The organism is Bacillus hominis (assembly GCF_018332515.1).
Classification (GTDB): Bacteria; Bacillota; Bacilli; order Bacillales; family Bacillaceae_G; genus Bacillus_A; species Bacillus_A hominis.
The window spans coordinates 1-10,202 of record NZ_BOQD01000370.1; the positions used below are offsets into that span (position 1 = coordinate 1).

Sequence of the window (10,202 nt, forward strand, 5' to 3'; positions counted from 1 at the left end):
TTATGAAATAAGACACTCAAAATGAGTGTCTTATTTCATAATTAAATGGTTACTGTTTGCATGCTTCAACGTCAATGCCAGCAGCGAGTAATTTTTTTTCTCCGTCTTGTTCAATGATTTTTTGTAATTTAGATAAGAAAGAGTCGAAATCTGTATGTTTACCAACTTGGAAAGTCATTTTATGCTCAATTGGTAGCCAAGTATCAATATCAGCTTCGTTATGCTGAATTTTCACTTCAAGTTTATCAAGTGCGTTAGCAACTTTTGCTTCGTACGTTTCTTTTGCTTCAAACTCCATCCATAAATCGTATAATTCTTCTCCAAGAGAACCTTCTAGTGTATGTTTAATATTTAAAATAGCCTTTTGCTCATTTTTTTGTTTTTGTAATTGTAATTCACGGCTATTCATTGTATCAAAGGCAGGAATATCACCAGCTTCTGCTTCAACAAGATCGTGAATTATGACCATTTTAAGTAATTTTTCAATGTTTACTTTTTGATCTAAATAAGGCTCAACTAAAATGGCCATTAGAGACATGCGCCAGGTATGTTCGGCAACACTTTCTTGCCGTCCGTTAGAAAGCCAACTATGTCGCATTTCGTATTTTAGTTTTTCTGCTAATGCAATGACTTGTAAAATGTTATGTTCCATCGTGATCCTCCTCTTATTCCCATACCATAATTCTAATATGGAAATGAAATGTGTCAATTTTATGAGTATATTGCGATAAATAGATGATAAGCGTATAATGAGCATTATATGTGAAAACGCATTATTAAAATAAAAAAATGTTTTATAAAAATGAAAAGGGAAGGGCAGGAATATGGGAGACGAAAATCAAGTATTTGCTAGACCAGAAAGAAAAAGAAGGAAGTTTGATATTTCTAGCCCAGTGGGCATTATAGTAGGTTTTGCCATTGTAATAGCGGCGATCATGCTTGGCGGTGGTGGAATAAAAGCTTTTAAAAATTTTTTAGATGTTTCATCTATTTTAATTGTTATAGGGGGAACAACAGCGACAATAATTGTGGCATATAGGTTTGGAGAAATAAAAAAATATACGAAAAGCATTTTTACTGTTTTACATAGAAGAGAGGAAGATTTAGGACAGTTAACGGATTTATTCGTTGATTTTTCGAAAAAATCTAAAAAACATGGTTTGCTTTCATTAGAAGTTGATGGAGAGCAAGTAGACAATCCTTTTATTCAAAAGGGGATTCGTTTAATGCTAAGTGGCTATGATGAAGATGAATTAAAAGAAGTGTTAATGAAAGATGTTGAAACAGAGGTGTATGAATTAAGAAAAGGAGCAACATTATTAGATAAAATTGGTGATTTCGCTCCAGCATGGGGCATGATAGGAACGCTAATAGGTCTTATTATTATGCTTCAAAACTTGCAAGATACATCTCAAATTGGTACAGGGATGGCAGTCGCTATGTTGACGACGTTGTATGGATCTATTATTGCAAATATGATTGCAATACCGCTATCTGAAAAAGTGTATCGCGGTATTGAAGATTTGTATACAGAGAAGAAGTTTGTAATAGAAGCAATTTCAGAGCTGTACCGAGGACAGATTCCTTCTAAGTTAAAGTTGAAACTTGATACATACGTATATGAAACGAAGATGACAAAAGACAAACGAGCGGCTTAATAGCTTGAGGGGTGGTATGATGATAAAAAGACCGCAAAAAGGATCGCCTCGTTGGATGACGACTTTTACTGATTTAACGATGTTATTGCTCACTTTCTTTGTATTACTAGTTGCGACTTCAAAGCAAGATACAGTAAAATTATCAAAGATGCTTGAAAAGTTCAGTGACGCGGAGCAAGTAGATGTAAAAGTAACGGAAAATACAATACCAGATATTTCACATGAAAAAAATGATGAAAAAGCAGTTTCAAAAAAGCGCATGGATGAATTGTATAAAAAGTTAAAAGCATATGTGGATAATAATGGTGTTAGTCAAGTGAATGTATATCGAGAAGATACAGGTGTTAGCATCGTTATAGTAGACAATTTAATATTCGATACGGGTGATGCGAATGTTAAGCCAGAAGCGAAAGAAGTAATTAGTCAATTAGTAGGGTTCTTTCAATCGGTACCAAATCCAATTGTTGTAGAAGGGCATACAGATAGCAGACCGATTCATAATGAAAAATTCCCTTCCAACTGGGAATTATCTTCAGCGCGTGCAGCTAATATGATTCATCATTTAATTGAAGTGTATAATGTGGATGATAAAAGGTTAGCAGCGGTAGGATATGCAGACACAAAACCAGTAGCACCAAATGATTCACCACAAAATTGGGAGAAGAACCGTCGCGTTGTAATATATATTAAGGAATAATATATTTCTATTTTAGTAATAAAATAATAAAAATACAGAAATTCTTTTAAAAAAATATTAAATTTTATCGTTTTATTTTGTATAATGAGTGAGAATGATAAGGTGAAATATTAAGATATTTTTATACATAGTAAGGAGAGAACCGAAAAGAATGGCACATAAAATTTTAGTTGTAGATGATGCGATGTTCATGCGAACAATGATTAAAAACTTGTTAAAAAGTAATTCTGAATTTGAAGTTATCGGTGAAGCAGAGAATGGGATAGAAGCGATTCAAAAGTATAAAGAGCTGCAACCTGATATTGTAACACTAGATATTACGATGCCTGAAATGGACGGACTTGAAGCATTAAAAGAAATTATGAAAATTGATTCGAGTGCAAAGGTTGTCATTTGTTCCGCAATGGGACAACAAGGTATGGTGTTAGATGCAATTAAAGGCGGGGCAAAAGACTTTATTGTAAAGCCATTCCAAGCGGATCGTGTTATTGAAGCTTTAACAAAAGTAGCAAACAGTTAATATAAGGGGTGCCACAAGGAATCAAAGCAATGATAGTAGATAGATATGTGGCCCCCTTTTTTCTTGTTTTAAAACACTAAATTGTTATACATAAATGAAATGTTTGTTAGACAGGTAGGGGATTAAAATGCAAACAGATCTATTAAATATATTTTTTGAAGAAGCAGAAGAACATTTACAGTCGCTAAATGAAAATGTGCTAAATTTAGAACGGAATCCTGCCGATATGGGTGTTGTAGGAGAAATATTTCGCTCAGCTCATACATTTAAAGGTATGTCTGCGAGTATGGAATTTACAGAGATGGCGGATTTAACGCATAAGATGGAAAGTGTTTTAGACGAAATCCGTCATGGAAATATGATGGTGAATGCTAATATTATTGATGTTATTTTTGAATGCATTGATAATTTAGAAAAGATGGTTGCAGATGTGCAGCAAGGCGGAATGGGTAATATAGATGTTGTATTAACGAAACTTAAATTAGAAGCATTATTGAACGGCAATGTAGAAGCTTCTATGGAAAATGCAGAGCAAAGTAGTATAAATAATGATGATACAGTTTCACATGAAGTATATATAACTGTTGAACAACAAGCTATTTTAAAAGCAGTACGTGCCATTATGTGTATTGAAGCATTACAAAATTTAGGTAATATACAAAAAACGGTTCCAAGCATTGAAGAAATTGAAGCGGATGCTTTTGGATTTGAGTTTACAGTATATATGAATACCGATCGTAGTGTTGAAGAATTGAAACAAGTAGTGCTTCATGTTTCTGAAATTGAGAAAGTAGAAGTGAAGAAAGGTAACCATAAAGTACAAGAAGTCGTACAGGTGGAAGAAACGATTCAACAGGTTGAAACCACACAGCTGGAGTCATCTTTAGAGCTGCCAACTCGCTCGGTGAGCAATACGTCAACTAAAAGTACTACAAAAACGAAAAATGCTAAAGTGGAGAATCGTTCTATTCGTGTTCAGTTAGAAAAAATCGAAAGATTAATGAATATGTTTGAAGAAAGTGTAATTGAGCGTGGACGAATTGATGAATTAGCAGAAACGATTCAAAATAAGGAGTTAATCGAGCATTTAAATCGATTAGGGGATATTTCAAAAGATATTCAAAATGTACTATTAAATATGCGTATGGTACCAATTGAAACAGTTTTCAATCGTTTCCCGCGCATGGTGCGCATGTTAGCGAAAGATTTAGGGAAAAAAATCGATTTACAAATTACAGGTGAAGATACTGAAGTTGATAAAATAGTTATTGATGAAATTGGTGATCCACTCGTTCATTTAATTCGCAATGCAATTGATCATGGGGTTGAGACTGTTGAAAAACGCCGTGATTCCGGCAAAAATGAAACAGGTACTATTAAATTAGAAGCGTTTCATAGTGGAAATCATGTCGTAATTCAAATTACTGATGATGGAAACGGTATTTATAAAGAGAAAGTATTAGAAAAAGCGATTAAAAATGGTGTTATAACAGAAGCAGAGGCAAATAAATTAACGGATCGTGAAGTGTATGATCTTATTTTCCAACCAGGATTTAGTACAGCTGAAGTTGTGTCGGACCTTTCTGGACGTGGTGTTGGATTAGATGTTGTTAAACATACGATCCATAGTTTAGGAGGGCATTTAATTATTGATTCTGAGGAAGGAAAAGGAAGTACATTCAGAATTGAACTTCCGTTAACATTGTCTATTATTCAATCAATGCTTGTTCAAACAAATGATACGCGTTATGCGTTGCCTCTCGGTAATATAGTCGAAGCGATTCGAATTCAAAAGGAAGACATTCAATCGTTACAAGGAAAAGACGTTTTAAATTATCGTAATCAAATTATTGAAGTAAAACATTTAAACGCTGTATTTGGTGAAAAAACAGTAGATGATGCGTTTGCATCATATGATAGTCAAATGGTTCCTGTATTAATTGTTCGTAATTCACATCGTAGCTATGGACTTATTGTCAACACAATTATCGGTCAAAGAGAAATAGTCTTAAAGTCATTAGGCGACTTCTTTGCAGAGAGCTCTAACTATTTCTCTGGTGCGACAATTCTCGGTGATGGACGAGTGGTCCTCATTTTAAACCCAGAAGGTTTATAATAGGAATGAAGGAAGCTCCCCACTTGTATACAATTGGGGAGCTTTTTGGTTAGAACTATTCATTAAGTGTGTGACAACAGTCGTTTGCAAATATTGTGGGAATAATACGTTTGATAAATATAACGAGCGTAATAGAAAGTTTATCCTGCTATTTGTGGGCAGTAAAGCTCCCACCTCAAAATGCGGCTGGAACAAAGAAGTTAGGTGGGAGTCGGGCTGCCCGTAAACGCCCGATTGGTGAAGGCTAATAATCAGTGGGGGATGAACAAAACCCCCACTGATTAAAGTTTCACTTTATATCGTTGAAAGAAAAACAGAAATGAGGAGGCAGGGAAAATGCCTGAGCAACACACAAAAGGGGACACGAGTACGATTGTGCTAGAAAAAGAAAATGAGCATTTAACGCCTCAAGAATGCGATATTCTTGGCGAGATTGCAAATATATCATTTGGTTCAGCTTCGACTGTATTATCAACAATCTTAAATAGGCCAGTAAATATTACTGCTCCTCATATAGAATTGGTGGATTTATATGATACAAGTGATGTTGAAATTCCGCATGTTGTATTAAATATCCATTTCACAAAAGGATTAGATATGGAAAATCTACTTGTCTTAAAGCAAGACGTCGCTTTATCTATTGCTGATTTAATGATGATGGGAACAGGGGTAGTTGAAGAAGGGAAAGAGCTCAGTGAATTAGAGCTAAGTGCAGTACAAGAAGCAATGAATCAAATGATGGGATTCGCAGCAACGTCTATGTCGGAATTCTTCCAGGATACAGTGGATATGTCCCCACCTACAATTAAAATTGTGAAACTTAAGGAAGAGATGGAGAAAATCTCTAGTATTAATGGAAATAATGTAATTGTTAAAGTATCGTTTGAATTAAAAATAGATAATCTTATAGACTCTAAACTTGTACAAATTGTTTCAGTGGAACATGCGAAACAGATGATAAATAAATTATTACAATTATCTGGTGGTGTGGAAGAAGGAATAGAAGAGCAGGCGGAAGTGATGGAAACTGAGGTTGTAGAAGAACATGTTGAGAAAGAGCAGTTAACACAAGAAGAGAAAGATGTACTTGGTGAAATTGCGAATATTTCAATTGGTTCGGCTTCAACCGTACTATCGACGCTTTTAAATCAGCCTGTTTCTATTAGTACGCCAAATGTAGAGGCAATTAATGTTCGTCATTATGACGGAGTGCCAGTTCCATTTGTTATATTAAATGTCGATTTTGTTGAAGGATTAAAGAATGAGAACGTATTCGTATTTACGAAAGACGTTGCTTTAACGATGGTAGATTTAATGATGATGGGAACAGGTGAGGTTGATCCGGAGAAAGAACTAAGTGAATTAGAGTTAAGTGGCATTAAAGAAATCATGAACCAAATGATGGGGCATGCTGCAACAGCAATGTCAGAAATATTTAAAGAAAAAATGGATATGACACCACCAGATGTTAAATTTGTTTCGTTAAAAGAAGAAATGGAGTATTTGGGAGAAGCGATGGAAGTAGACGAGCTCGTTCAAATTACGTTTAACATTGAAATTGGTGACCTTCTTCAGTCAAAGATGTATCAAATACTACCAATATTAGAAGCGAAAGAAATGGTTAGACGACTTCTTTATCCGATGATGGAAGAGCAAGAAGAAGTAGTTGAGGAAGTTATTGAAGAGGAAGAAATTCTTGCACCAGTCGTACAGCCGATTGAATATCAAGAAGTTAAACAGGTTGAGCCAGTGTATATGGATGCATCTATTCTACAAAATGTAGAAATGAATGTTAAATTTGTATTTGGAAGTACAGTGAGGACAATTCAAGATATTTTAAGTTTACAAGAAAACGAAGCGGTCGTACTTGATGAAGATATTGATGAACCCATTCAAATTTATGTGAACGATGTATTAGTTGCGTATGGAGAGCTTGTAAATGTAGATGGGTTTTTCGGAGTGAAAGTGACGAAATCGCTCTAGGGCGTCGAAATAGGAGTTTGAACAAATAGATGAAAAACGTAAAGTTTTTTCTAGTTAGTTGGCTATTTTTACATATATGTATTTTACTTCCATTGAAAGGTCGAGCGGAAGAAATAAGTGTACAAGAGCAAAATGTAAGTGAAGTGAATGAGCAAGAAGAGCAAAATATAGAAAATCGGGAACAGTCGGAACGAACGGAAATGCCCTCGGTTGAAGATGAAAAAAAAGCAGTAGAGAATGAGCAGGAGAAAGAACAACGAGAAGAAAGAAAGATAGAAACAGAACGAGGAATTATTACAGTTAATAAGCAGGAATTAAAGGTTGGCGAAGAATTGCGAATTGCTTTAGAGCCAAATGAAAAAAATACTCAAAGTGTAAAAGGTATATTACAATTACAAAAAAATGGTGAGCAGTATAGACAGGAAAGAGTAATATCTTTCGAGTATGAAGAAGAAACGAAACGATGGGTCGCTAATTACAAAGTCGGAATATATGATTTGCAAGGTGATTGGAATCTTCAGCTCGTTGAAAGCTATAAAGAAGATGAGAAGGAAGAAGTAATAGAGAATGAATTAAATGTTCCGCTCATTCGAATAAATAACGAAACACCCACTATAGATAAAGAATGGCCGAAGTTAGAGAAGGTTACTATTGATGAGGCGAAAGAGAACTTCATTGAACGGAAACAGGGAGAATCCGTTCATATACGAGTAAAGACGGTAGATATAGAATCTGTTGTTAAAGAAGTGCGAGTTATATTAAAGGGAAAAGAAGAAGGTAACGATATTGCTTTTTTATTAGACTATAATAAACACGACATGGATTGGCAGAAAATAATTGAAATAACAGAAGCGTTACCTATTGGTCCGCACCAACTTATTGTGGAAGTAACAGATGCGGCAGGTAACAAGCTTGTGACAGAGAGTGAATATAGCATTTCTATTATCGAACAAAAAGTGGAAGATGATAAAAAGATAGAAGAACATGAAAATCAAAATAAACTAGAAGATAAGAAAGAAGCTGAGAAGCAGGAAGAGTTGAAAATAGAGACTCCGCTTCCGAAAGAGAAACTTCCAGTTGTTCAAATCCTAAAACAAGACGAGAAAGTGGAAATCAACTACGTTATAAAAGAGCCATCGACAGACAATAAGGCAGTAAATAATGTGAAGGCTCATAAAGAGAAAAAAAGCAAAAATGACAATCAAGTCGTTTCTAAAAAGAAAGATAAAATAGAAGAACAACAAGAGAAGAAAGAAGAAAGTGAACAGGGAGTACAAGCTTCTAATGTGTTTGCTATTATGTCAGGATTATTTGTACTGTTTTTAGTTTTAAAGAGTAATAAAGAGTGGGGCTAATAATTTGATAGTAGTGGAGGCGCTTAAATGGAAATTAAACGTACTACAATTGAAAATAAGACGCTACACCCATTAAAACAGCCTGCAGCTATTTCAGAACATGAAATTCAGAAAGAACGAAAACGGAGTAACCTTGTGTTTACGGGGCAGTCCCAAATCATTTCGAAAAATAATGAAATAGGGATTCTACTTGCGAGTTTAGGTGATGGAAAGATTGTAAAAGAGATGCTTTCTAAGGAAATGGATACAGTGTTGCAGTTGTTTTCAAAGCTACATATGTTGTCCGAGGAAGGAAAGCAATCGGAAAAAATATATGAACAAATTGTTAGAAGTTTGCAGGGGCTTATTAAACAAGCGCATATAAAGGGAGTTCCGTTATTAGACGGAACGTATGATTTTGCTGAAGTGCAGCTTTCGTTTGGGAGAAAAGTGCATATTCCGTTACTTGATGTAAGTGCGCTCATTTCTAGAGTGGAACAAGATACATCAGAAGGAAATACGAATTTAATGATAACAGTTATTACAGCTTACATAACAAAATTGTCTAACGAAACAATTTTAATTAGCGGTACGGATCGTATTTCCAAAGAACGTGATGCAAGTGTGTGGAGAGCACTTGCAGAAATGAATATGACGCAATTATCGCATGCATTGAAACATACGATTCAAGAGCATAAATGGTCTGTTACAGCTTTATTTCTCTTTATATGGGTTATAGGTATCATATTGATTCGTATTCTATAATATAGCAAAAGGTCGTCATTTCACTTATGACGACCTTTTGCTATATTTTTTCATAGAAGAATGTATCAAAACGCTGAAGGTTGTAGCGTTCGGGTGTTAAAATTTGTTCTGTGCTACCAACGAATAGTACGCCACCTTTTCGTAAAGAACGACTAAATTTTTCATAGAGCTTTATTCTTGCTTCTTCTGTAAAGTAAATCATTACATTTCGACAAATGATTAAATCGTAGTTCGTATCAAATGTTTGCATTAATAAATCATGTTGCTTGAATGTAACTTGCTGTTTAATATTTTGATGCAATATATATGTATCATCTTCTTTTGTGAAATGACGTTGTTTTAAATCATTAGGTAATTCTTTTAAAGAGCGTTCTGTATATTGACCACGTTTCGCAGTTTCTAAAACATGAAAATCAAGATCAGTTGCTTGAATTTCATAACGAAACGGAGCTAGATGCTTCGATAAGATTAAAGAAAGTGTATATGGTTCTTCACCGGCAGCGCAAGCAGCACTCCAAATTTTTAATTTACCGTTATTTTGTCCAAGTAGCTTTGGTAGAGCTTTTGTCTCTAATGTTTGCCAGCGTTCTTTATTTCTGAAAAACTCTGAAACGTTAATCGTAATGTAGTCAATAAAACTTAAAAATAATGTTTGATCGGTGCGTAAACTAGTTAAAAAGTTTGTATAATTGTCAAAACCTTTTCTTGAAATGAAAGCATCGATTCTTCTGCGCATTCTATCTTGCTTATAAGAAGCGATATCCATATTAAATAGCTGTTTAAAACTCGTAATAAAATGATTATAATCTTGTTCAGCTTTCATATTTACAATAGGCACAATAACGATATTGTGCTCCCCCTTTACATCATACGGATTTTTTGTTCAAAGCTTTTTTTCATCTGCTTTTCATGTAAGCCAGGTAAATCATAAATAACGGCGTCAATTCCTGCTTCTTTTGCAATGTCAATAGGAATGACAGACGTATGTTTATCCCCATTATAAAAACAGAGAACTAAATCAGTATCTTCGACAATTTGCTTTACAAAAAACATATAATCTGATCGATAAATGGAGTCGGAAGGATGATCAAAAGCAATATATTCAGCTCCGTGTTTTTTTAAATAATCA

9 protein-coding genes and 1 pseudogene are annotated in these 10,202 nt (G+C 34.5%); 7 read left to right on the top strand and 3 right to left on the bottom strand.

The genetic code is table 11. The annotated features are described in order from the left end of the window. Positions 1-49 precede the first annotated feature (49 nt). Positions 50-652, bottom strand: a complete 603-nt coding sequence (locus KI356_RS25015) for an HD domain-containing protein (RefSeq protein WP_128281568.1) — start codon at positions 650-652, stop codon at positions 50-52. 172 nt (positions 653-824) lie between these two features. Between KI356_RS25015 and KI356_RS25020 the strand changes: the two genes are divergently transcribed. From KI356_RS25020 to KI356_RS25050, 7 genes are all read left to right on the top strand, one after another. Then, on the top strand, positions 825-1,658 hold the full coding sequence (locus KI356_RS25020; protein WP_128281567.1) for a flagellar motor protein MotP: 834 nt from the start codon (positions 825-827) through the stop codon (positions 1,656-1,658). 19 nt (positions 1,659-1,677) lie between these two features. Further along, a complete protein-coding gene (locus KI356_RS25025; protein ID WP_033711751.1) occupies positions 1,678-2,355 on the top strand; it encodes an OmpA family protein in 678 nt (225 codons plus the stop codon). Positions 2,356-2,506: 151 nt separating this feature from the next. Next, a complete protein-coding gene (locus KI356_RS25030; protein ID WP_000940573.1) occupies positions 2,507-2,875 on the top strand; it encodes a response regulator in 369 nt (122 codons plus the stop codon). Between the two features lie 127 nt (positions 2,876-3,002). Then, positions 3,003-4,991 carry a chemotaxis protein CheA gene (locus KI356_RS25035; protein WP_212936788.1) on the top strand — a complete coding sequence of 663 codons (1,989 nt, stop codon included), beginning with the start codon at positions 3,003-3,005 and terminating at the stop codon, positions 4,989-4,991. A gap of 336 nt (positions 4,992-5,327) precedes the next feature. Beyond that, positions 5,328-6,974 carry a flagellar motor switch protein gene (locus KI356_RS25040; RefSeq protein WP_212936789.1) on the top strand — a complete coding sequence of 549 codons (1,647 nt, stop codon included), beginning with the start codon at positions 5,328-5,330 and terminating at the stop codon, positions 6,972-6,974. 29 nt (positions 6,975-7,003) lie between these two features. Further along, positions 7,004-8,329 carry a transglycosylase gene (locus KI356_RS25045; protein WP_212936790.1) on the top strand — a complete coding sequence of 442 codons (1,326 nt, stop codon included), beginning with the start codon at positions 7,004-7,006 and terminating at the stop codon, positions 8,327-8,329. Positions 8,330-8,356: 27 nt separating this feature from the next. Further along, positions 8,357-9,073, top strand: coding sequence for a hypothetical protein (locus KI356_RS25050; RefSeq protein WP_128281563.1), 717 nt, complete (start codon positions 8,357-8,359; stop codon positions 9,071-9,073). A gap of 40 nt (positions 9,074-9,113) precedes the next feature. Here KI356_RS25050 and KI356_RS25055 read toward each other — a convergent pair whose 3' ends face one another. Together KI356_RS25055 and KI356_RS25060 are read right to left on the bottom strand one after the other, a co-directional pair. Next, complete coding sequence (locus KI356_RS25055) at positions 9,114-9,896, bottom strand: CheR family methyltransferase (RefSeq protein ID WP_128281714.1); 783 nt, start codon at positions 9,894-9,896, stop codon at positions 9,114-9,116. Positions 9,897-9,934: 38 nt separating this feature from the next. After that, positions 9,935-10,202: pseudogene (locus KI356_RS25060) on the bottom strand (flagellar motor switch protein FliG); the annotation flags it as partial.